The 23,454-nt window shown below is 44.5% G+C and carries 22 protein-coding genes; 18 read left to right on the forward strand and 4 right to left on the reverse strand.

From position 1 onward, the window contains the following. Nucleotides 1–104 precede the first annotated feature (104 nt). From pyrF to AWU77_RS06200, 9 genes are all read left to right on the forward strand, one after another. The gene (gene pyrF / locus AWU77_RS06160) at nucleotides 105–806 is read left to right on the forward strand and encodes an orotidine-5'-phosphate decarboxylase (RefSeq protein ID WP_062060409.1); all 702 of its coding nucleotides are present in this window, start codon (nucleotides 105–107) and stop codon (nucleotides 804–806) included. 39 nt (nucleotides 807–845) lie between these two features. Next, nucleotides 846–1,517, forward strand: coding sequence for a (d)CMP kinase (cmk, locus tag AWU77_RS06165; protein WP_062060537.1), 672 nt, complete (start codon nucleotides 846–848; stop codon nucleotides 1,515–1,517). Between the two features lie 134 nt (nucleotides 1,518–1,651). Next, nucleotides 1,652–3,004 (forward strand): phosphomannomutase/phosphoglucomutase, encoded by a 1,353-nt coding sequence (locus AWU77_RS06170; protein ID WP_062060411.1) that lies wholly within the window; start codon nucleotides 1,652–1,654, stop codon nucleotides 3,002–3,004. A gap of 26 nt (nucleotides 3,005–3,030) precedes the next feature. Further along, a complete protein-coding gene (gene galU, locus AWU77_RS06175) occupies nucleotides 3,031–3,924 on the forward strand; it encodes a UTP--glucose-1-phosphate uridylyltransferase GalU (RefSeq protein ID WP_062060413.1) in 894 nt (297 codons plus the stop codon). Nucleotides 3,925–4,028: 104 nt separating this feature from the next. Further along, a complete protein-coding gene (locus tag AWU77_RS06180; RefSeq protein ID WP_062060415.1) occupies nucleotides 4,029–5,441 on the forward strand; it encodes a mannose-1-phosphate guanylyltransferase/mannose-6-phosphate isomerase in 1,413 nt (470 codons plus the stop codon). A 24-nt stretch (nucleotides 5,442–5,465) separates the two neighbouring features. Continuing rightward, nucleotides 5,466–6,803, forward strand: a complete 1,338-nt coding sequence (locus AWU77_RS06185; RefSeq protein WP_062060417.1) for a UDP-glucose/GDP-mannose dehydrogenase family protein — start codon at nucleotides 5,466–5,468, stop codon at nucleotides 6,801–6,803. Between the two features lie 334 nt (nucleotides 6,804–7,137). Further along, entirely contained in the window at nucleotides 7,138–8,817 is a 1,680-nt protein-coding gene (rpsA, locus tag AWU77_RS06190) for a 30S ribosomal protein S1 (RefSeq protein WP_062060538.1), read from the forward strand. Between the two features lie 128 nt (nucleotides 8,818–8,945). Continuing rightward, entirely contained in the window at nucleotides 8,946–9,239 is a 294-nt protein-coding gene (gene ihfB / locus AWU77_RS06195) for an integration host factor subunit beta (RefSeq protein WP_062060420.1), read from the forward strand. A 126-nt stretch (nucleotides 9,240–9,365) separates the two neighbouring features. Continuing rightward, nucleotides 9,366–11,255, forward strand: a complete 1,890-nt coding sequence (locus AWU77_RS06200) for a nucleoside-diphosphate sugar epimerase/dehydratase (protein ID WP_084618132.1) — start codon at nucleotides 9,366–9,368, stop codon at nucleotides 11,253–11,255. On the opposite strand, the gene AWU77_RS06205 is transcribed toward AWU77_RS06200, so the two are convergent. From AWU77_RS06205 to flgA, 4 genes are all read right to left on the reverse strand, one after another. After that, complete coding sequence (locus AWU77_RS06205; RefSeq protein ID WP_193747505.1) at nucleotides 11,241–12,089, reverse strand: glycosyl transferase; 849 nt, start codon at nucleotides 12,087–12,089, stop codon at nucleotides 11,241–11,243. The two genes, AWU77_RS06200 and AWU77_RS06205, sit on opposite strands and share 15 nt — an antisense overlap. A 346-nt stretch (nucleotides 12,090–12,435) precedes the next feature. Then, nucleotides 12,436–12,912: a flagella synthesis protein FlgN gene (locus AWU77_RS06210; RefSeq protein ID WP_193747506.1), complete on the reverse strand. Its 477-nt coding sequence runs from the start codon at nucleotides 12,910–12,912 to the stop codon at nucleotides 12,436–12,438. An 89-nt stretch (nucleotides 12,913–13,001) separates the two neighbouring features. Then, nucleotides 13,002–13,319: a flagellar biosynthesis anti-sigma factor FlgM gene (gene flgM, locus AWU77_RS06215; protein ID WP_062060424.1), complete on the reverse strand. Its 318-nt coding sequence runs from the start codon at nucleotides 13,317–13,319 to the stop codon at nucleotides 13,002–13,004. A 183-nt stretch (nucleotides 13,320–13,502) separates the two neighbouring features. Continuing rightward, the gene (gene flgA, locus AWU77_RS06220; RefSeq protein WP_062060426.1) at nucleotides 13,503–14,300 is read right to left on the reverse strand and encodes a flagellar basal body P-ring formation chaperone FlgA; all 798 of its coding nucleotides are present in this window, start codon (nucleotides 14,298–14,300) and stop codon (nucleotides 13,503–13,505) included. A gap of 181 nt (nucleotides 14,301–14,481) precedes the next feature. On the opposite strand from flgA, the gene AWU77_RS06225 reads away from it, so the two are divergent. The 9 genes from AWU77_RS06225 to flgH all read left to right on the forward strand — a co-directional run bounded on the left by AWU77_RS06225 (nucleotide 14,482) and on the right by flgH (nucleotide 23,454). After that, nucleotides 14,482–15,438, forward strand: a complete 957-nt coding sequence (locus AWU77_RS06225) for a chemotaxis protein CheV (protein WP_062060428.1) — start codon at nucleotides 14,482–14,484, stop codon at nucleotides 15,436–15,438. 54 nt (nucleotides 15,439–15,492) lie between these two features. Beyond that, nucleotides 15,493–16,368 (forward strand): protein-glutamate O-methyltransferase CheR, encoded by an 876-nt coding sequence (locus AWU77_RS06230; RefSeq protein WP_062060430.1) that lies wholly within the window; start codon nucleotides 15,493–15,495, stop codon nucleotides 16,366–16,368. A gap of 345 nt (nucleotides 16,369–16,713) precedes the next feature. Continuing rightward, nucleotides 16,714–17,115, forward strand: a complete 402-nt coding sequence (gene flgB / locus AWU77_RS06235) for a flagellar basal body rod protein FlgB (RefSeq protein WP_062060541.1) — start codon at nucleotides 16,714–16,716, stop codon at nucleotides 17,113–17,115. Nucleotides 17,116–17,173: 58 nt separating this feature from the next. Next, nucleotides 17,174–17,623 (forward strand): flagellar basal body rod protein FlgC, encoded by a 450-nt coding sequence (gene flgC, locus AWU77_RS06240; RefSeq protein WP_062060432.1) that lies wholly within the window; start codon nucleotides 17,174–17,176, stop codon nucleotides 17,621–17,623. 19 nt (nucleotides 17,624–17,642) lie between these two features. Beyond that, nucleotides 17,643–18,347 (forward strand): flagellar hook assembly protein FlgD, encoded by a 705-nt coding sequence (locus AWU77_RS06245; RefSeq protein ID WP_062060434.1) that lies wholly within the window; start codon nucleotides 17,643–17,645, stop codon nucleotides 18,345–18,347. Nucleotides 18,348–18,404: 57 nt separating this feature from the next. Beyond that, nucleotides 18,405–20,873 carry a flagellar hook-basal body complex protein gene (locus AWU77_RS06250; protein ID WP_062060436.1) on the forward strand — a complete coding sequence of 823 codons (2,469 nt, stop codon included), beginning with the start codon at nucleotides 18,405–18,407 and terminating at the stop codon, nucleotides 20,871–20,873. 271 nt (nucleotides 20,874–21,144) lie between these two features. Continuing rightward, on the forward strand, nucleotides 21,145–21,888 hold the full coding sequence (gene flgF, locus AWU77_RS06255) for a flagellar basal-body rod protein FlgF (protein WP_062060438.1): 744 nt from the start codon (nucleotides 21,145–21,147) through the stop codon (nucleotides 21,886–21,888). Between the two features lie 61 nt (nucleotides 21,889–21,949). Beyond that, complete coding sequence (gene flgG, locus AWU77_RS06260) at nucleotides 21,950–22,735, forward strand: flagellar basal-body rod protein FlgG (protein WP_062060440.1); 786 nt, start codon at nucleotides 21,950–21,952, stop codon at nucleotides 22,733–22,735. Between the two features lie 26 nt (nucleotides 22,736–22,761). Beyond that, nucleotides 22,762–23,454, forward strand: coding sequence for a flagellar basal body L-ring protein FlgH (gene flgH / locus AWU77_RS06265; RefSeq protein WP_152625290.1), 693 nt, complete (start codon nucleotides 22,762–22,764; stop codon nucleotides 23,452–23,454).

Consider the following 23,454-nt stretch of genomic DNA (forward strand, 5'->3'; position numbering starts at 1 on the left):
GTTAACGCCCTAGTCGGTGTTAACGAATGAATTTTGCGGGGATTTTTGTTTTAATGAGAGCCCGAGTCTATTGACTCGGGCTCTTCTTTTTATGAGGTCAAGAAATGTCCACTCTGGGTCCGCGCATTGTTGTCGCCATGGATTTTGATAATGCAGATCAATGTCTAGCCATGGCAAAGCTATTATCTCCGCAAGATTGTCGTCTAAAAGTAGGCAAAGAACTATTTACTGCATGTGGCCCCAAGATTGTCGAACAATTGATGTCACTGGGATTTGAGATTTTTCTCGACCTTAAATTTCACGATATTCCCAGTACTACCAGTAAAGCAGTTAAAGCTGCTGCTGAATTAGGTGTATGGATGGTTAATGTGCACGCATCTGGTGGCGAGCGGATGATGGTTGCTGCGCGTGAAATTCTGGAGCGTCGCACGGGCAAGGTACCCTTATTAATAGCTGTTACTGTTCTTACTAGCATGGACGCTACAGATTTGTCAGGTATTGGTATCGCAAATAGTCCTGAAGAGCAGGTTATGAAGCTGGCTAGTCTTACGCAGCGCTGCGGTCTGGACGGAGTAGTTTGCTCCGCTCAAGAAGCGGTGCAAATGCGCACTCAGCTTGGCAAGGGATTTTGCCTTGTAACCCCAGGTATTCGCTTGGAAACATCCCCCACCGATGACCAGCGGCGTACCTTAACGCCTGCTGCCGCAATTGCGGCCGGCAGCAGTTATTTGGTGATTGGTCGGCCAATTACCCAGTCCGTCAATCCTACCGAAACCTGCCAATCTATTATTAAGACGCTGATCTAATTTTTGGTGTGTGATCATTAAGGAAGTTTGGTGTTTGCTATGAATGTTTCAGTTCCCATTGTCATTACTATCGATGGTCCAAGTGGTTCCGGCAAGGGAACTCTTAGTCAAATGTTGGCGCGACATTTAAATTATCATCTGCTGGATAGTGGTGCGCTTTATCGTCTGGTTGCACTGGCAGTGATAAAAAAAGGCGTTGAGCTGAGCGATGAGCAGGCTGTAAGTAAGGTGGCAGAAGGGCTGGATGTGAGATTCAGCCTTGAAAATGGCGAGTCGGCTCAGATTTTGCTGGAAGGAGAAAATGTGGCAGGCGCAATTCGTCAAGAGGTGGTGAGTATGGCTGCGTCGCAGATTGCTGCTTATCCGAAAGTCCGAGCGGCATTGCTTGAGCGTCAGCGTGCATTTGCAATTGGTCCAGGGTTGATTGCCGATGGGAGAGATATGGGAACCACCGTCTTTCCTAATGCACAAGTTAAGTTGTTTTTAACTGCCAGTCCAGAAGCGCGTGCGGAGCGACGTTACAAACAGTTATGTGGAAAAGGCGAAGCTGTAGATATGAGCGAATTGATAAATGATATACGTGAGCGCGATGAACGCGACTCTAATCGTTCCATCTCTCCACTGAAGCCAGCACCTGATGCAGTTATTATTGATAGTACGGCGATGTCAATTGATGAGGTGTTTGCAAAAATACTGACAGCAATTAAATGACCCCTTTAAGTGCAACTCATGTCAACAAACGGTAAGAATACTCAACTAGTTTGCACAGGATATTCTTTTTATAACAATATATTCAGCACAACAGCATCGCAGAAAATATCTTCCATTTACGATGAGATTAGAATATGAATTTAACGTGTTTTAAAGCCTATGATATTCGCGGGAAGCTGGGCGATGAGCTCAATGAAGATATTGTTTATCGTATTGGCCGTGCTTATGCGCAGTTTCTAAAGCCCAAAAGTGTTGTTGTGGGTGGTGACGTCCGTTTGACCAGTAAAACGTTAAAGAATGCATTAAGTAATGGTTTGCGCGATGAAGGTGTTGACGTTATCGATATAGGAATGGCTGGCACAGAAGAAATTTATTTTGCGACAAGTTATTTGAAAACAGATGGTGGTATTGAGATAACAGCTAGCCATAATCCAATTGATTACAACGGAATGAAATTGGTGCGTGCTAACTCAAAGCCAATTAGTGGTGATACAGGCTTGAATGAAATAAAGCAGCTGGCTGAGGATAATAATTTTGCTCAAGTAGATTTTTCAACGCGTGGGAATATTCGTGAGCTGAGTATTTTAGACGCTTATGTTCAGCACTTGTTGTCTTATGTTGATGTGACCCAGCTAAAGCCATTACGTTTGGTGGTGAACGCAGGCAATGGCGCGGCAGGGCATGTGATAGATGCTATCGAAAAATACCTACCTTTCGAATTTATTAAGATCAATCATGAGCCAGATGGTACTTTTCCAAATGGTATTCCCAACCCGCTATTGGTAGAGAATCGCGCATCGACCACCGCTGCGGTCATCGAGCATAAAGCAGATATGGGAATTGCGTGGGATGGAGATTTTGATCGTTGTTTTTTATTTGATGAAACCGGTGCATTTACTGAAGGTTATTATATTGTCGGTTTGTTGGCAGAGGCTTTCCTGCTCAAAAACCCGGGCGCAAAGATTATTCATGACCCTCGTTTGACGTGGAATACGCTTGATATTGCTCAAAAAAATGGAGGCCAGGCAATTCAGTCTAAAACTGGGCATGCTTTTATCAAAGAGCGCATGCGTGAAGAAGATGCGGTGTATGGTGGTGAGATGAGTGCGCATCATTATTTCCGTGACTTTTTTTACTGCGACAGCGGAATGATTCCTTGGTTGTTGGTTTGCGAGTTGTTAGGGCGCAAAACACAGACTCTATCGAGCATGCTTGAGGATAGAATTGCAAAGTTCCCGTCACCAGGTGAAATTAATAGCCATGTTGTAGATCCAAAAACTGCAATAGATAGAGTGTTTAATCACTATGTTGCCGATGCAAAAGCTATCGATAAGACGGATGGAATCAGTCTTGAGTTTGATACATGGAGATTTAATTTGCGTATGTCTAATACCGAGCCAGTCGTGCGACTTAATGTAGAGAGCCGTAATGATCAAGTATTGGTTGAGCAAAAAACAGCTGAAGTGTTGAGTTTACTCAACGGCTAACATAAAAAATTTAAAAGGATACAATCATGCAAGTTAAAAAAGCAGTTATTCCTGTGGCAGGTCTTGGAACACGTATGTTGCCTGCAACCAAGGCAATTCCCAAAGAAATGTTGCCAGTGGTTGATAAACCATTAATTCAATACGTGATTGAAGAGGCGGCAGCGGCAGGTATCAAAGAAATTGTTTTGGTAACACATGCCAGTAAAAACGCGATTGAAAATCACTTCGATACCAGTTTTGAATTGGAAGCTCAGCTTGAGTCGCGGCTGAAGCGTTCATTGCTTGCCGAAGTGCGTTCCATTACACCGCCGGGCCTTACTGTTATTTCGGTGCGTCAAGCCGAGGCTAAAGGATTAGGGCATGCAATACTTTGCGCTAAATCTGTTGTGGGTGATGAACCTTTTGCGGTCTTGCTGCCTGATGTGATTGTTGACAATGCTGAATGCAATCTCAAACAAGATAATTTAGCGGGAATGACTAAACGCTTTGAAGAAACTGGCAATAGCCAGATTCTTGTTGAGCAGGTTCCACATAATCAAGTTGATAAATACGGTGTTGTAGATTGTTCCGGTGCGGATATTCCGGTAGGAAAAACGGCGCCTATTAAAGCAATGGTAGAAAAGCCTCCCGTTGATGAGGCTCCTTCCAATATGGCTATTGTCGGGCGTTATGTTTTGTCAAAAACCGTTTGGGATTTACTGGCGAAAACTATGCCGGGTGCAGGTGGTGAGATTCAATTGACGGATGCTTTGGATGCACTTCTTGGGCAGGAGACTGTTGAAGCTTATCAGTTAGTAGGGCGTAGCCATGACTGCGGAACAAAAATTGGCTATATGATGGCTAATGTTATTTATGGTGAGCGCCATGCAGATGTGGGTGGTGCATTTACATCATTTATGAAAGAACGCTACAAACATTAATTGATGGTCAGGTTGAGTTGTTTATAAGTCGTCGCTTACTAAGCGTAGACGGAATTAGCAACTCAAGGCTTTCGGTGTAACCCTTTGTGTATAAGGAGAATTAATTGATTATTCCTGTGATACTTGCTGGTGGTTCGGGAACACGCCTTTGGCCCTTGTCTCGCAAACATTATCCGAAGCAACTGCTCAAACTGTTCGGCGATAAAACCATGTTGCAGCAGACGTTGTTACGTTTGCAGGGCGTAAAAAATCTAGCTCCGCCTATTGTTGTTTGCAATGAGGAGCATCGATTTATGGTGGCGGAGCAGTTGCATGAGATTGGCCAAAAGGAGTCATCAATAATTCTAGAGCCAATCGCTCGTAACACCGCACCTGCATTAGCATTGGCTGCTATTCATGCCCGAACGTTAGGTGACAACCCTATTCTTTTAGTGTTGTCAGCAGATCACATGATTAGGGAGGTGGTAGTTTTTCAAGGTGCAGTGGCTGATGCTATTGGTGCTGCTCAAGGTGGGCATCTCGCTACCTTCGGTGTGCACCCTACGCGCCCTGAAACCGGATATGGTTATATAAAGACATTGAATGACTCTGGTGCACATGTGTTTTTTCCTGTATCTGAGTTCGTAGAAAAACCGAATTTGGCTACGGCAGAGGAGTATCTAGCTGAGGGATGTTATTACTGGAATAGCGGTATGTTTGTATTCCAGACGGAAGTATTTTTGCGAGAGTTGCAGGAACAAAGCCCTGATGTGGTTGTTGCTGCTGAGCAAGCTAAGGTTTTGGCTGTGCAAGATCTGGATTTTATTCGAGTAGATAAAGATGCCTTTGCACAGGCGCCTAATATTTCTATTGATTACGCATTAATGGAGAAAAGCAAAAATGTAGTTTGCGTGCCTCTCGATGCAGGTTGGAGTGATGTAGGAGACTGGAAATCATTTTGGGATCTTTCTGATAAAGACGCCTCTGGCAACAGCTTGATTGGCGACAGTATCGATATAGGTTCAACTAACACCTTGGTGTTTTCGCAAGACAAGTTGGTAGCAACCCTAGGGGTTAATAATTTAATGATTATTAATACACCGGATGCTGTGTTAGTTGCAGATAAGTCGCAAGCGCAAGAAGTAAAGTCAATCATCAGTCATATTGAAAAACAAAAGCGCTCTGAGCATCTTCAGCATCGCGAAATTTATCGGCCTTGGGGTTGCTACGACGCAATAGATAGCGGCGATCGCTATCAGGTGAATCGTATTCGTGTAAAACCTGGTGGAAGTTTATCATTACAGGTGCATCACCATCGCGCTGAACACTGGATTGTTGTTAAGGGTACCGCATTGGTACAAAAAGGTGATGAGACGATTTTATTGTCGGAAAATGAATCAACCTATATTCCCGTGGGCACAAAGCATCGATTAAGTAACCCCGGTAAGATACCTTTGGAGATTGTCGAGGTTCAGTCGGGTCCTTACCTTGAAGATGACGATGTTATTCGTTATGAAGATAGTTATGGTCGCTCGTAAGTTATTTTAAGTTAGAGGTTTCTAATGAAAGTCACTGTATTTGGTACTGGTTATGTTGGTTTGGTGACTGGTGCCTGCTTGGCAGATGTTGGGCATGATGTTCTTTGCGTTGATATTGACCAAGCTAAAGTGGATAACTTGAGTGCCGGGATAATTCCGATTTACGAGCCGGGGCTGGAGTCTGTTGTTAAGCAAGCTGTGCTAAATGGTTTGCTTAATTTCACTACAAATATGAATCGTGGTGTACAGCATGGTGAATTGCAATTTATTGCGGTAGGTACGCCATCAGGTGAGGATGGTTCTGCAGACTTGCAGTATGTTGTTGCGGTAGCTAAAACAATTGGCCGCTGTATCACTGATTATAAGGTTGTCGTTAATAAATCTACTGTGCCTATAGGTACTGCAGAAATAGTCAACAAAGCGATTGCCGACGAGCTAGCGGTGCGCGGTGAAAATATCCCTTTTGATGTTGTCTCTAATCCAGAGTTTCTAAAAGAGGGTGCTGCAATCAATGACTTTATGAAGCCTGATCGAATTGTAATCGGGACTGATAGTGAAAAGGCTGAGTTGTTATTGCGTGAGTTGTATGCCCCATTTAACCGTAGTCATGATCGAATGATTTTTATGGATGTGCGCTCGGCGGAGCTGACTAAATATGCTGCAAATGCAATGTTGGCAACCAAAATAAGCTTTATCAATGAGATGGCCAATTTGGCTGAGCTATTAGGCGCTGATATTGAAAAGGTTCGTAACGGTATAGGTGCGGATCCGCGAATTGGGTATCACTTTATTTATCCCGGGTGCGGTTATGGTGGATCCTGTTTTCCCAAAGATGTGAGGGCGCTGATTAAGATCGCGCGCAATGTTGATTATCAGGCTGGCCTTATGGAAGCGGTCGATAGGGTAAATCAAGCTCAGAAAAATAAATTGTTTGGCTATATTGATCGTCACTTTGATGGCGACCTTCAAGGCAAAGTGTTTGCTGTATGGGGCTTATCCTTCAAACCGAATACCGATGACATGCGTGAAGCCCCGAGTCGGGTTTTAATGGAGGCCATCTGGGCTGCTGGCGCAAAAGTTCAGGCGTATGATCCTGTTGCCATGGAAGAAACGCAGCATATTTATGGTTTGAGGGATGACCTTAAGCTTGTGGGAACAAAGGAGGCGGCACTTGAAAAGGCGGACGCGTTGATTATCTGTACGGAATGGAAAAACTTTCGTGCCCCCAACTTTGAGCTGCTTAAGTTGGCTCTGCGCGCCCCTGTCATTTTTGACGGACGGAATCTGTATGAGCCTGAACGATTGGCGGCATTGGGGTTTAAATATTATGCTGTTGGTCGCGGCCTGAGTGTTGTGCGGTAAATCGCTGATAATACTGTGCTTTTTTGTGTTTTGCCTGAAGTGCCCGGGCAAAACACAGAATGTTTTGTAACCCTGCCAATTTTGCCTCTTTGGTGTGTGGCTAACTTTAGCTAAGCTATTGAAATATAAAGGGCATTCTGCTAGCCTTGCGCACCTGCTAATATTCCATTCTTTGAGTTGACCATTAAGTACATTTTAGCAGTGGTGAAAACTGTCAAACCCAGCCTGAGGGGGTTTTCGCGTTACTTTAACTGACCCGTGTGACTGGCCGTGCGGAATAGGTAAGGCGTGTTGTTGACGTCGGTGCCTCTAATTTATAGGTAATACCATGAGTATGAACGAAAGTTTTGCTGCGTTATTTGAAGAAAGCCTAAAAACTGTTGATATGGTTCCTGGGACCATTATTACTGGTGTAGTAATTGACATCGATAAAGACTGGGTGACTGTTCACGCCGGCTTGAAATCAGAAGGTGTTATTCCTGCTGAGCAATTCCGCAACGAAATGGGTGAGTTGACTCTCCAAATCGGCGACGAAGTACAAGTAGCGCTGGAAAGTGTTGAAGACGGTTTCGGCGAGACTAAATTGTCACGTGAGAAGGCCAAGCGTGCCGAAGCGTGGAAAATTCTTGAAGCAGCTCATGTTGCTGAAGAAGTTATCAAAGGTGTTATTAATGGCAAGGTTAAAGGTGGTTTCACCGTTGACGTTGCTGGTATTCGTGCCTTCCTTCCAGGTTCATTGGTAGATGTTCGCCCTGTGCGCGAAACTACTCATCTCGAAGGTAAAGAGCTTGAATTTAAAGTCATCAAGTTAGACCAAAAGCGTAACAACGTAGTTGTTTCTCGTCGTGCGGTATTGGAACAAGCTAACTCTGTTGAGCGCGATGAATTGCTGGCTACTCTGCAAGAAGGTCAAGCAGTTAAAGGTATCGTCAAAAATCTTACCGACTACGGTGCATTCGTTGACTTGGGCGGCGTAGATGGCTTGCTGCACATCACTGATATGGCGTGGAAGCGTATTAAGCATCCAGGTGAGATCGTTGAAGTTGGTCAAGAAATTGACGTTAAAGTATTGAAATTCGACCGTGAGCGTAATCGCGTATCCTTGGGCTTGAAGCAATTGGGTGAAGATCCATGGATTCAAATCACCAAGCGTTACCCAGAAGGCGCTCGTGTGAAAGCAAAAGTAACCAATTTGACTGATTACGGCTGCTTCGCAGAGTTGGAAGAAGGTGTTGAAGGTTTGATCCACGTTTCAGAAATGGACTGGACTAACAAAAACATTCACCCTTCAAAAGTTGTCCAATTGGGCGACGAAATCGAAGTTATGGTGTTGGATATCGACGAAGAGCGTCGTCGCATTTCCTTGGGCTTGAAGCAATGTCAAGAAAATCCATGGGATGCATTTGCTCGTACTTGTGCCAAAGGCGACAAGATCAGCGGCAAAATTAAGTCAATCACTGACTTCGGTATCTTCATCGGTTTGGATGGCGGCATCGACGGTCTGGTTCACCTGTCTGATATCTCTTGGCACGAAGCTGGCGAAGAAGCTGTGCGTAAGTACAAGAAGGGCGATGAGCTGGAAACTGTTGTATTGGCAATCGATCCAGAGCGTGAGCGCATTTCTTTGGGTATCAAGCAACTTGAAACCGATCCATTCTCAGAATACGTTTCTGTAAATGATAAGGGTGCAGTTGTTAAAGGTATCGTTAAAGAAGTTGAAGCTAAAGCAGCTGTAATCACCTTGGCTGACGACGTAGAAGCTACTTTGAAAGCGTCTGAGTTGAGCCGTGAGAAAGTTGAAGATGCGCGCAACCTGCTCAAAGTAGGTGATGAGGTTGAAGCTAAGATTATTGCGGTAGATCGCAAAAACCGCAGCATCAGCTTGTCAGTGAAATCTAAAGATGTTGAAGAAGAGAAGACCGCTATGAAAGAGCTTTCTAGCAAGCAGTCTGATCAGGCTTCTCCGACCACTTTAGGTGATTTGATTAAAGCGCAAATGCAAAGTAAAGAGTAATCTTTCTTGCGAATCGGTGACTGGCGTTATATCCGGTCACCGATTTTTACCTAGCTATAATTTTTAATGGTTTGTATTGATTTGTTCAGTTCTATTACTTGAGTGTTTTTAATAACAGAGATCAGGTTATGACAAAGTCAGAATTGATTGAATATATTACTGAAAAGCAGAACCAGCTGACTATTAAAGATGTTGAAATGTCTGTGAAGCTTTTGTTGGATTATATGTCGGATATTCTTGCGTCTGGCGAGCGTATTGAGATTCGTGGTTTTGGTAGTTTTTCATTGCACTATCGTGCGCCTCGTACTGGCAGAAATCCTAAGACTGGTGATGCTGTAATTCTAGAGGGAAAGTACGTTCCACACTTTAAGCCGGGCAAGGAAATGCGTGATCGCGTAAATGAGAGCATCGTAAAGTTATAGCCTTATACCGTCTTATTAAGGTTGCTTGCCAGAGCGATCCTGTTTTTGTATCTTCCCTTTCTATACTTTTTCCTCTTTTTATCTTGCTGTTTGCCGCCTATTTTGTGCTTTGCTGAGCTGCTATCTATGTTGACGAAATTATTTGAGGCGTCCAGGCCTGCAAAGCGGTTGATCTCCCTGTCTTATGATGCCCTTGCTATCGCTTTGGGGGTATATTTTTCAATATGTTTGCGCCTGGGCACTTTCGACATAATTATTACTTCAAAAGAATTAGCGGCGTTATTAATAACAATTATCTCCAGCCTATTTATTTTTATTCGTATGGGGATGTATCGAGCCATTTTGCGATACATGACTCAGCCAGCAATAGTCACCATTGTTATTTGTGTTTTTTTATCCGGCGCGACATTGGCCATTTCTGGCTTTATGACCTATTCAAAAATTCCTCGTTCGGTTCCTTTTATTTATATAGCGTTGATGATTTTACTTATTGGTGGGCCTAGGTTACTGGTGCGGCATGTCATTTTGATGATGGGTGCTTTACCTGCAAAGGATGCTATACCAGTGATTGTCTACGGAGCAGGTAGAACGGGCTATCAATTGTTACAGGCTCTGCAGGATACAGGCTATCGCGTTGCTGCTTTTGTTGATGATAATAAGTTTTTACACGGCACTTTACTCTCCAATATAAAAATTTATTCGCCTAAAACTATTCCTAAATTAATTGCATCCACCGGCGCTAATAAGCTGCTACTTGCGTTGGGTCGAGCCTCGCATAGTACGAGATTGGAGATTATTAAAAGGCTTGAAAAATACCACATTAATGTACAAACAATTCCAGAGTTCTCCGATATTTTGTCGGGCAAGGCGAGGATTGAGAATGTTCGCGATGTTGAGGTGGATGATTTGCTTGGTCGCGATAGTGTCCAGCCTATACTGCATTTAATGGAAGCGTCGGTATCAGATAAAGTTGTTTTGGTGACGGGAGCGGGGGGGTCGATTGGTGGTGAATTATGCCGGCAAATTATTGAGCTTAAGCCGCAAAAGTTAATATTAATTGATCACAATGAATTTAGTCTTTACAGCATTGAGCGAGAGTTGTCTGCTAAAAACATTGATCAGGTTGATGTGGTTGCATTGCTTGGTTCCGTACAAAACACTTTGCTGCTAGATTCGATAATGAGGCAGTATTCTGTTCAGACTGTATACCATGCCGCAGCTTATAAGCATGTCCCCTTGATGGAAAGTAATTGTGTAGAGGGAATGAAAAATAATGTATTTGGAACGCGATTCTGTGCTGAGGCTGCTATCAAATCTGGCGTTGAATTGTTTGTGTTAATTTCCACTGATAAGGCTGTGCGTCCAACTAATCTTATGGGGGCATCAAAACGTTTAGCTGAATTGATTTTGCAAAGTTTTGCGCAGAAACAACATTCGACTCGTTTTGTAATGGTGCGATTCGGTAATGTATTGGATTCATCTGGTTCGGTGGTTCCTCTTTTTCGTAAGCAAATAAAAGAAGGTGGTCCAGTTACGGTAACTCATCCCGATATCATTCGATATTTCATGACGATTCGTGAGGCTGCACAGTTGGTGATACAGGCGGGAGCGATGGGGCATGGTGGCGATGTGTTTGTACTTGATATGGGTGAGCCGGTAAAAATTGTCGACTTGGCTAAACGCATGATCAGTCTTTCGGGGCTGACAGTTCGTGATGAGCATGATCAGGATGGTGATATTGCGATTAGTTATACGGGTTTGCGCCCAGGTGAAAAATTATTTGAAGAGCTTTTAATCGGCGACAATGTGGCGCCAACAGAGCACGCTAGAATATTCAGGGCGATGGAGCAGTTTATTTCCTGGCAGGAGATGGATTTGTTTTTGGTGCGTTTGGCTAATGCTTGTGAGTCAAATAATTGTGACTTGGTTAAAGCCTTGTTATTTGAAGTCCCTACGGGTTATTCGATTGATGCGCCGCTGTTGCCGGAAGAAAATAAAGTGTTACTGGTGGGGTGAGTGATCAGCTCGGCCGGCATGAAATTGTTTGGCTAGCCATAAAAGCGGGATATAGGCAATTATTAGTGCAGTAATATAATGTAAGTGTTTGGTGGCAGCTGCGATAGCAATTGGAAAAAGCCACGTTAGATTAACAGCCATTATTGCCAGTGTTGCAAAGGTGTGCGATTTATATTTTTCGGCAATTTTTTGATAGGTGTGTGTTCGGTGGGCTTGATGAAAGGCTTGTTTGGTGACAAAGCGATAAAAAAGTGTGTAGCTAGCATCCACAACAAATACACCCAGCATAATTAACCAAGCGGTCAATAGGTGAGCTCCTTCATTGATGCTTTCAGCGGTTAGAAGGCCAAAGCTTAAGCCCAAGAATAAACTACCTGAATCTCCCATAAAAAGTTTTGCGCCTGGAAAATTCCAAAATAAAAACCCAAGTGAGCTTGCGGCAATAACTATCAACAAATAAGTAGTGTTTGTATTGCTGGAGGTTATCCAATAAATAATACACATGCACACGCATACACTAATAGCCTGAAGTGCTGCTAGTCCGTTAATCCCGTCCATAAAATTGTATAAGTTTGTCATCCATACAATAAATAAAAGTACAGGCGCTGCAATTAACATCTGAGTGGGTTGTGAAAACTCGCTTTGACTACCAATAAAAAACAATCCTACAGCTGAAAGTAAAAATTGCATTGCCAAGCGTATGCCTATATTTAAATTAAATAAGTCATCGCAAATTCCAAGAATTGCTATTAGTCCGGAGGGGATGAGTAGCCAGTAAAGTGGAGCGGTGTTTATATGCTCAAAGCTCCATCCTGTTAATAATGAAATAATCACTCCCAGTGCTAAAGCGATGCCTCCGCCTCTTGGTGTTGGTATTTGATGGGAGCTGCGATTATTGGGCCTATCTAGCAAACGGTTTCCGAAATAGTGAATGACTAATCGCGATAATATCAATGAACTAAGTAGGGGAAGGGCGCACAGAATCAGCCATTTACTCAACTGGGGTGTCCTTTTTGTAATAGGAAGATTGGGTTTCTGTTGTGGATAGATGATTAGCTTGCGGCAAGTAGCGCTGCGCTGTCGGTCGCGAGTATTGTATGGATTTTTCCTGTAAAAACCAAAGTGCTTTTGATAAAGAGCAAAAGGACAGCGGTGGCTGTCCTTTTGGGGTTTGAGTGATTTAGGCTTTAGCTACAGTGTAGGAAGAAGTGGCTTGGGTTTTGGTGCCTTGTGCGGTGTAGAGCGATGGCGCAGGCACTTTGCCTTTTAGAAGTCCGAGCAAATGGCTTAAGGTTTGTTGTGATCGTGCAATCATTTTGCCGTTAATATCATTCATTTTTTGGCAGTCTTCGAATTCGCGGACTAGTAAATTCCACTCGCTCACTAGTGGTTGAGTGGTGGTATTGCGCTGTAATAGTGTGTCCCAGCCTTGAGCATTGGTGGGTAGATTAAGTGCAGAGAGGATCTGCTGACGTTGTTTGGCACTATGATTGAGCTGATCTAGCAGCATAGATTTCTGCTCAATAATTCGCGGTAGTTCATCTTGCTTGCGTTGTTCTAACTGTTCACGCTCGTACGCAAGTAATTGCTTGAGTTGGGTAAGTGCGGTTGAGTCCTGCGCGATCATCTCGCGTAGTTGCGTAGGATTGAGAGACATAGCAACCTCTTCATTTTTAAGTGATACAGCAAGCGATCATATGGATTAAAACTCTCCGGGGAAGAGGGTTTTAATTTTCAAATCGACATCTACCCAAGCAGATCATTCTGATTAAGCATGTTTTCTGCGATGCGATCGGGATTAATTTCAAAGCGGCCTTCGGCTATTGCGCGTCTGATTTCGGCAACTTTGTCCAGGTCAATGTCAGGTGAACTGTTAATTTTGGCTTGTAATCGCCCCAGTGTTTGAGCTTCTTGGCTCAATACCACCTGATCACTGGCGCCTTTACTTACTGGATTTACATCGGCTGCTGGAATCTTTGTCTCGGGCGCGCTTGGCGTGGCAGGCTTGCTGCGGGCGCCTTTAGTGCCAGCAGTATCAAGAGTATTGTTGGTATTAAAGTTCATTTTATTCCCCTGTTTGCCTTGGAGTTATTAGCTTCAAAGGCGATTAACTATAAAAATGTCGCGGTTGCTATGTCGTGACACTGGCGGCTCTCATTGGTGCTTCAGCGTATTTTGAGAGTCCCTAGCAGGCTTATCGGCCAGTTACCGCGTAACTTTAGTGAATATTTAAAAAGCTTTCATAAATCAAAGCGTTTGTACTAGCCCTCGACTAATCACAATCCCGCTGATAACTCGATCCGATGAGTTATTGCGTACCCGAATTTTTTGGCCGATACGTCCGTTAGCCATGGCTGTGCCTGAGCTGCTGACTTTAATACTACCAGCGAGCGACTCCAGTGTTACCAGCTCTCCGCGTTTAACGGCAGTCGGGGCATCTAGAAGCGTCTCTCTAAAAGGCTCTCCCTTGCCTATATTACGCTTGGCCTCTTTGCCTATAACTAGCTTCGCATCGGGTAAAAATGCTTGGCGAATATTGCTGACATTTACCAGGCTTGACGTGAGGTGTGCATGACCAATTACTTCGCCCCGCATTATGTCGCGCCCGGCAATAGTAATTTCACGGTAAATCGTTACTTGTGCGGGAACGTGAATAGACCATATTTTGCCGCCATCACATTGTACTTTGACGCTAATGTTGCCCCCTAGGCCCGTGTGATCTTGATTGATGAACTCCATGGAATCTGTACAGCGAGCAAGCCTGAGCCTGCTATCTAAATTGCTAACGTTAATTTCTATGCGCTGGTGAGGTGTCTGTTTGTATTCTGCAGTCAAGAAATTGACAATATCCTGTTTTAGATCATTTAAAGGATAAATTTCTGCTGAGGCGAATGGTACGAGGCTGCATAGCAAGATAAGCAATCCTGACTTAAGTGAGTTTGCTAGCCGGATTTGCGATGGCTGCTTTTTGTTCATAGGCATGTCGCTTTGCATATGGCGAAAAATATTCCTCAAGAAAGTTCTATAAAAACTAGGAAGTTCCATATTTTGTCCTATCCTCAAGGGTAAGAACTGAGTGCCAGTTTGGTTGATCAACGACTAAAGTCTGACACTTTTTTGCCGCTAAGCTGATTTACTAAGTATCAAAGCAAATACTGTGCCGTATATCCCAGGCAAGTTTGCGAATGAACTGGGCCAGAATTTTGAGAATAAATGAGGTAATTGCATGGCTGGTGTAATGGATAGTGTCAATCAGCGTACGCAGCTGGTTGGGCAAAACCGTCTGGAGCTCCTATTGTTTCGGCTTGGCGGTCAACAGTTATATGGCATTAATGTCTTTAAGGTGAAAGAGGTGCTGCAATGCCCACAGCTGAATGCGATTCCTGGTCGTAGCTCGGTGGTGCGTGGTGTCGCACATATTCGTGGCGGCACATTGCCGATCATGGATATGAATCTTGCGATTGGGCGTCGTGAATTACCGGATATCGAGAGCTGCTTTGTAATCATCACTGAATACAATCGTACGGCTCAGGGGTTTTTGGTGCGCTCAGTAGAGCGTATTGTAAATATGAATTGGGGGGATATTCATCCGCCACCTAAAGGCGCTGGCAGGGAGCATTACCTGACTGCCGTTACACAAGTGGATGGGCAGTTGGTTGAAATTATTGATGTTGAGAAAATTCTCGCCGAGGTTTCACCTGCCCGCGAAGAAGTGAGCGCCGGAGTAATTGAGGATGGTATTGCAGATAAAGTAATCCAAAAGCATATATTAATCATTGATGACTCCACTATTGCTCGCAAACAAATTCAGCGTGTAGTAGAGGGGATGGGCATAAAAACTACGATAAAAAAGGACGGGGCAGAGGGATTCCAGTATTTAAATGATTTATTAAAAGAGGGGAAAGATCCTTACTCTGAATTGATCATGATTATTTGCGATATCGAAATGCCTGAAATGGACGGATATACCTTTACTGCAGAAGTGCGTAATCACCCTAGCCTAAAGAAATTACATATTGTCCTGCATACTTCTTTGAGTGGTGTATTTAATGAAGCTATGGTGAGGAAGGTAGGGGCGGATGACTTCCTTGCGAAATTCCACCCTGATGAGCTTGCAAAGCGTGTCAATGATCGTGTGTTGTCCATTACGGGTGAGAGCTTGTTGCCACCGGATGAGGCCTGAGGTTGTATTGCCGTGGTGAACTAGCCTGCGGCATTTGTTTTACATTGGAACCCTATGATTAATAAAGAATCGCCTTTTACCAAGCCGGTGGGTCGGGATAGCATCGACCAAGCCGAGTTTGATCAGTTTCGCCAGTTTCTTGAAGACGCCTGCGGTATTTCGCTGGGTGATAATAAACAATATCTAGTCACTAATCGTATTCGTCGCATTCTGGAAGAAAACAATATTTCATCTTTTGGTGAGCTGGTGCGAGTGCTGAAACAAGGACTGAATCGCAAATTAAAAGATCAGGTTGTGGATTCGATGACCACAAATGAGACCTTTTGGTTTCGTGATAATTATCCTTATGATCATCTTAAGGGCGCGTTACTGCCACAATTAATGGCTGGCAACAACCGTATGTTTGGTCCGGTTCGCATATGGTCGGCGGCTTGCTCATCGGGGCAGGAGCCTTATTCGATCAGTATGATGGTAGAGGAATATAAGCGGCAAGCGATGGGGAATTTGGCGCGACAAGTGCAGATAGTTGCAACCGATCTATCGTCGACTGTACTGGAGCAAGCTAAGCGCGGTGAATATGACAAATTATCGGTATTGCGCGGTTTGCCAGCTGAACGATTGGAGCGTTACTTTGATAATCCTACGCCGACAGTTTGGCGAGTAAAAAATATTGTTAAAGAGCGAATCGACTTTCGCTCCCTTAATTTGATGGACTCTTATGCCTCTTTGGGTAAGTTCGATATTGTCTTTTGTCGCAATGTGCTGATTTATTTTAATGCTGAATTAAAACGGCAGATCCTGCAAAAAATTCACGCGTCGCTAAAGCCCCAAGGTATTCTCTTTCTCGGCTCATCTGAAGGTTTGGCAGGTGCTGGCGATTTGTTTGAGATGGTGCGCTGTGATCCTGGGATTCTCTACAAGGCAATTTAAACCCACTCGCTCAGACTTTTAATCCTCCTCCAAAGGGAGCGTTGCCCACCAAATACTGCTCTGTTGTTAATTGTTGGTATTTCTTCTAATTACCCATCGTCACTCCCGCATGCGGGAGTCCAGCTTTTGCTTTTCGCTTAACTATTGCGATTTGTATAAGCGGAAGATCTTTGCCGCTTCTCCCTTGCCGCTTTTATCGCGCTCACCTCTCTTTGTTTTTTTATCCATTTAAATCAGTAAGTTATGGCTATTTTTGGTCATTGGCACAGCAGTTGCTTTATTGTAGATATCAAAAGGTTACAGCCACATTGGTTGCCACCTGTCATCACTGAAGGCGAATTTAATATGTCCATTTCTTTTGATAAAGCACTCGGCATTCATGAATCGGCGCTGCACTTTCGTTCCGAGCGTGCAAGCGTGTTGGCTAATAACCTTGCCAACATCGATACCCCGAATTTCAAAGCGAAAGATTTGGATTTCAAACAGGCATTGAATCAAAAAATGCAAGCATCGAATGGTTTTGATTTGGCGACAACCCAAAATCGCCATATCGATGGCAGTGGTTTCAATATGGATAACGGTGATGTGTTGTATCGCACGCCGCAGCAGCCATCAATAGATGGCAACACTGTAGAAGACCAAATTGAACACGCGGAATATATGAAAAATGCGCTGGCATTCCAGGCAAGTTTTCAATTTTTAAACAGTAAATTTACTGGGTTGCGCACGGCTATTCGCGGCGACTAAGGCAGATAAAAATTTTGGGTAATATTTTCTTCCAATCGAATTTTGTAGGTATCTAATCATGGCACTTGGAAATATTTTTGATATCGCTGGCACAGGAATGAATGCACAGAGTTTGCGTTTAAATACCACTGCTAGCAACCTGGCCAACGCGCAATCGGCCAGTTCCAGTGTGAATGAAGTTTATCGCAGCCGTCAGCCAGTGTTTGCAGCCATGCATCAAAATGCTATGCGTGAAGCTGCGATTGAAGGCGAGTACAGCAATAACGAGTTGGATGCCGCAGCAGGTGTAAAAGTATTAGGTATTGTTGAAAGTGATGCGCCGCTACAACGCCGTTATGAACCTAGTCATCCGAAAGCGGATGAGGAAGGTTATGTTTATTACCCCAATGTAAATCCGGTTGAAGAAATGGCGAATATGATTGCCGCATCACGTTCATTTCAAATGAATGTAGAAGTAATGAATTCAGCTAAACAAATGGTTCAGCGCGTGCTGACTCTTGGTCAGTAATTAGTGAGGGAGAAATGTTATGTCAACTGTAAGTGGCACCGGTAATACCTCCAGCGTTACTGACAACCTGAGCATTACCAAAAAAACAGAAACGAAAAAAAATACAAATGAGCTTGGTCAAGCGGCATTTCTTGAGCTGATGATTACGCAAATGAACAACCAAAATCCATTGAGTCCACAAGACAACAGCGAGTTTGTTGCACAGTTGGCGCAGTTTAGCTCGGTGGAAGGGTTGGAGCGTTTAAATACTAGTTTTAATAGTTTTATGTCGAACAATGCATTGCAAGCTTCTTCATTGGTTGGGCGCAGTGTAACGGTTAAATCTGATACCAGCATGCTCGTCACAGGTGGAATTGTCGCCGGTAGTGTGGATCTTGCTTTGCCTGCCAGCGATATGAAAATCAGTATTTACGATGAGATGGGAGCATTAATACAAACCGTTCCTGTCGGTAAGGTGCCCAGTGGTGAAACAGTCTTCCGTTGGGATGGGCAAAACATGGAAGTTAATGGTCAGTTGTTGGATTGGGAAGCGGGCGATGATGCTGCGGCTGCAGGCAAATATCGTTTTGCTGTGACTGCAATGCAGGACGGAAAAACAGAAGCGCTCGATACGTCGCTGAGTGCAAATGTCAATAGCGTGACAATTGGTGAAAATGGCGCGCTTATTTTGAATCTGGCAGGTGTTGGTGCCGTAGATGCCAAAAATGTAAAACAGTTTAATTAATGTGAGTTGATGTAATTAAAAAATTCAAGCCATTAATCGTTATGGTCGAGGTGTAATATGTCTTTCAATACAGCGTTAAGCGGAATTCGTGCAGCCAATACCGATCTGCAAGTGACCGGTAATAATATTGCCAATGCGAGTACAGTCGGATTTAAATCGTCGCGCGCTGAATTTGGCGATGTGTATACCAGTACCTTGTTGGGGGGTGGATCGAACACTCCCGGAAGTGGCGTCAATATTCAAAATATTCGCCAGCAATTTACCCAAGGGAATTTAAAATTTACGCAAAATGAATTGGACTTGTCGGTTAATGGCGAAGGTTTTTTTGTAGTAGAAAAAAATGGAGAGCGTTTATATACCCGTGCGGGCACTTTTGGTCTGGATAAAAATGGTTATATAGTCAATGGTACCGGTGCATTGCTGCAGGGATTTGGTGCTGATTCAAGTGGCAATATTGCCGGTGTGCTTGGGGATTTGCGCGTGGATGTTAGTTCACAAGAACCACGTCAGACGACTGCGGTAGCTGCATCGTACAATGTTAATTCGAATGCATTGGTGTTAGAGACAACCGGTCAGCGTTTTGCAACTAACGGCACTGGAATTAGTAATGCACAGTTGGGGTTAAAAGTACCGGTAACGTCCCGAGTTGATGTAGCCACAGCAACCGCGTCAGCCGGATCACCTATAGTCGTTGCTACTCCTTCTGTCGGCCCTCCAGCTGTGGCAGCTACAGTCATACAGTTGTCGCGTACTGTACCGGGCAACCCTACACCTCAGACTGTTGATATCACCATCACTCCAGGCACTTATAATAATTTAACCTCTATTGCGAACGAAATTAATAATAAAAACTTTAGCAAAGCTGTGCCGCTAAATGTTCAGGCTTATGTAGATACAGATGGCCGCTTGAAAATGCGTGATCTGGCAGCAGGTGTTGCTTCTCAGTTAGATATTTCAACTATAAGTGGTAGCAATGGCTTAACTACCGCGATAGATGCGATAACACCTGCAAACATTACTGTTGGTCAGCCTAAGGTCACGAATGATTACGCTTCCCATACCTTGGTTATTCAAGGCCCGAATAAAGCAGCACCGGTCACTTACATTAGTAAATATGGCGCGGGAGCCGATCAAACTGCATCTGAATTAAATTCACTTGCCGGTATTAGTGCGACAGCGCGCACCACTGCCACTATTTTGCGTGAGGTGCCGGCTGTTGTTGGCCCGCCGGCAGTTGCTGCAAAACCTTTTGATAATAATACCGGCACATTTACTTTGAATGGTGTGGTGCTTACTTCATCCACTGCAGTCGACATGACGGATCTTGCTAAGGAAATTAATAACCTGAGTAAGTCTACACTGTTTGGAATTACTGCCAACGTTAATGAACTTACCGGTGACCTTGAAGTGGTGTCTGCTACTGGGCGTGATTTGGAATTCTCCTTTGGTAGCGCAGGCGATGTAGTAGGTGTTATCGGTAATCAAGGGGTATTGCAAGAAATAGATACTATTACCACTCCCGCATTAGTTGGTAGTGCGATCAAAGTGGGCGGTGAAATTACCGTTACCATGCAGGAAGGTTACTCGATTAAGAGTAGCCAACCTACAACACCTGTTAGTGGCGGCATTTTATTCGGCGCTATTGGTGACCCTACCTTCTTTACTCCTGTTCCGATTAATGCTTTTAACCCCAATGATCAAAAAACTTATAATCACGCAACCACTACCCCTATATATGACAGTCTGGGTAATGTTCACTCAATGCGTCAGTATTTTGTAAAACAAACCTACGACCCAGCCGATCCCACTACGTCTTCCAATCATTGGAAAATGTATGTGCAGATCGATGGTCAAAATGTAGGAGACCCAGATCCTACCCTGCCATCGCCAGACAATATCTTGCCTACCATGGCTTCATTTGACCTACATTTCACGCCGGATGGCACTATTGATTTGTCGATGACCGACTCCATTCTAATTTCCAACTGGACGCCACTTGGTAAGGACGGAGCTCCATTGGGTGCCTTTGGCCCACTAAATGTTTTGCAAGGTGGAACCATTCCGGTAGCAGAGCCACCGGCTAGCTCTAACTTTATGATTGACCTTACGGGTAGCACGCAGTTCGGTAGCGCCTTTTCAGTTGAGCAACTAGATCAAAATGGCTACACAACTGGTCGTTTAGCGGGTTTGGATATCAGCAATACCGGCATCGTGTTTGCGCGTTTTACTAACGGTGAAGCTCAGGTGTTAGGGCAGGTTGCACTGGCAAACTTTGCCAGCGTGGATGGCTTGAAGCCAACTGGCGACACTATGTGGGCGCAAACCTTTGAATCAGGTGAGGCGATTGTCGGAGCGCCAGGCTCATCTCAGTTAGGTAATATCACCGCTGGTGCAGTAGAGGAATCCAATGTGGATTTATCTGAACAGTTGGTAAACCTGATTATTGCCCAGCGGAATTATCAGGCGAACGCAAAAACCATTGAAACGGCTAATGCAACGACTCAGACGATTTTGAATCTTCGTTAATAAGTAGGATGGGTAGAGCGCTGCGATACCCATCTATGTCCATAGTTATCGAGCGGCAAACAGCGGAAGCAGTTTGCCGCTTCTTTATTTCTCCGCTTTTATACATCTTCTTTCTCTTGGCTGCCTGTCAAAATTCCTTATAAATATCAGTAGCTTATTGCTTATCTCTGGCGAGCTATTTACTTGGCATCGCTCTTGCAAAACCTTCAGTAACGGCAAATTCGCCAAAAAACTAGCGGCAACTTTATCGCTAGCGACTGGAGACATTCTTGTGGACAAAGCGCTCTTTATCGCCATGACCGGCGCCAAGCACAACATGCTGGCACAGGCTAATCGCGCCAATAACCTTGCCAACGTCAATACCACTGGTTTTCGTGCGGACTTTGAACAGTCACGCAGTATGGGGGTTTATTACGGCGATGGTCAGCCAACTCGCGCCTATGCAATGACAGAGTCGCCCCGTGCCGATTTCACCTCAGGCGCCATGATTGCCACCAATAATCCGCTTGATGTTGCAATTCAAGGCGATGGCTTTTTTGCCGTGCAAGCTGTTGATGGTACTGAGGCCTACAGCCGCGCCGGTAATTTTGCGGTGGATGCAACCGGCACTCTGCGCACCGCTAATGGCTTGGTTGTATTAGGCGATGGCGGGCCAATCAACATTCCCGAAAATGAAAAAGTACAAGTGGGTGCAGATGGCACCATTTCTATTGTCGGCCAAGGCCAAGGTCCAGAGGCGATGGTGGAAGTAGGGCGCTTGAAGTTAGTGAACCCCGATGTACAAAACCTTGAAAAAGGCGATGACGGTTTATTTCGTCAGCGCGATGGTTTAAATCCATTGGCGGCGGCTGAAGTGACTTTGCGCAGTGGCATGTTGGAAAGCAGTAACGTCAATCCGATTGATGAATTCACGCAAATTCTTAGCCTTTCACGGCAATATGAAATGCAAGTAAAACTGATGAAAACAGCCGAAGAAAATTCAGCGAGTTCAGCGCAGCTGTTACAAATCTCCTAAGCACCATTAATTTTGTTGCACGTGTTGTAAAGCAATAGATAGCTAATTTGAGGAACACATTATGATCGCCTCTCTCTATGTCAGTAAAACGGGTTTGTCGGCGCAAGACCGGCAGCTCACCACCATTTCCAATAATTTGGCGAATACCAGCACCGTCGGTTTTAAGCGTGACCGCGCTGTTTTTGAAGATTTGCTGTATCAAAACCAACGTCAACCGGGTGCGCAGCAAACGCAAGAAACTCAATTGCCCTCCGGTTTGCAATTGGGTGCCGGTGTGCGTGTTGTTGCCACACAAAAAGAATTTACGCAAGGCAGTTTGCAAGTCACTGAACAATCACTTGATGTCGCAATTGATGGGCATGGTTTTTTACAAGTGCTGCAGCCGGATGGAACCATTGCTTATACCCGCAACGGACAGTTGCAAATTAATGGCGAAGGGCAATTAGTGAATGCCGATGGTTATTTGTTAGAACCAGCGATTATTGTTCCGGCAGGCGCAAACAAAATAACTATTGGCACCGATGGCTCGGTCAATGCCTATTCACCTGGCCAGCCAGATCCACAGCAGCTTGGTGATATTACCTTGGCCGATTTTATTAACCACTCCGGTTTGCAGGCGATTGGCGGCAATTTATTTGTCGAAACCGTAGCGAGCGGTAACCCAGTGCAAGGTACACCCGGTGAAAACGGCTTGGGTGTGATCAAGCAGGGCATGTTGGAAAATTCCAATGTGGATATAGTTGAAGAAATGGTCAATATGATTACCACGCAGCGCGCTTATGAAATGAATTCCAAAGTGGTATCAACTGCCGATCAGATGTTGCAGTTTATTACCCAGAATCTTTAATCGGGCGAATTAATATGCGCACTTTAATGATGAGTAATTCACGCTGGCTAAAACTGATTGCATTCTGGGTAATGCTTATCAGTCTTAGCGGTTGTTTTACCAACAAAAAACCAGAGCCGGACGATCCTGCATATGCTCCCACGATTGCGGCCAGCATGCCCGTGCCACAGCGTACTGATGGCTCGTTGTATCAAGATGCCTATGGTTTAAATTTATTTAATGATCGCAAGGCACATTTTGTTGGGGATGTAATCACTGTAACTCTGAGTGAGCGCACCGTATCGAGGAAATCATCTGGCGTTGCTACCGGCAAAAAGAGTGGTGTGAACTTCAATGCCGGTCCATTGTTGGGTGCCAATCCCACCATTAAAGGTAAAGAATTAACCACCACATTGGAGCAGGACCGCACCTTTGATGGCAGTGCCGATGCCGATCAAAGTAATAGTTTGCAAGGCAATATTACTGTCACAGTTGCTGAAATTTTGCCAAACGGAAATTTAATCGTGCGCGGTGAAAAGTGGATTACTTTAAATCGCGGTGATGAATTTATTCGGATCAGCGGCATGATTCGCCCAGATGATATAGCGCCAGATAACACGATTGTTTCTACCCGTTTGGCCAATGCAAAAATTTCCTACAGTGGTACAGGCGCGTTGGCTGATTCCACTTCCATGGGGTGGTTGTCGCGCTTCTTTAATAGCGATTTGTGGCCACTGTAA

Source organism: Cellvibrio sp. OA-2007, from assembly GCF_000953825.1.
GTDB lineage: Bacteria > Pseudomonadota > Gammaproteobacteria > Pseudomonadales > Cellvibrionaceae > Cellvibrio.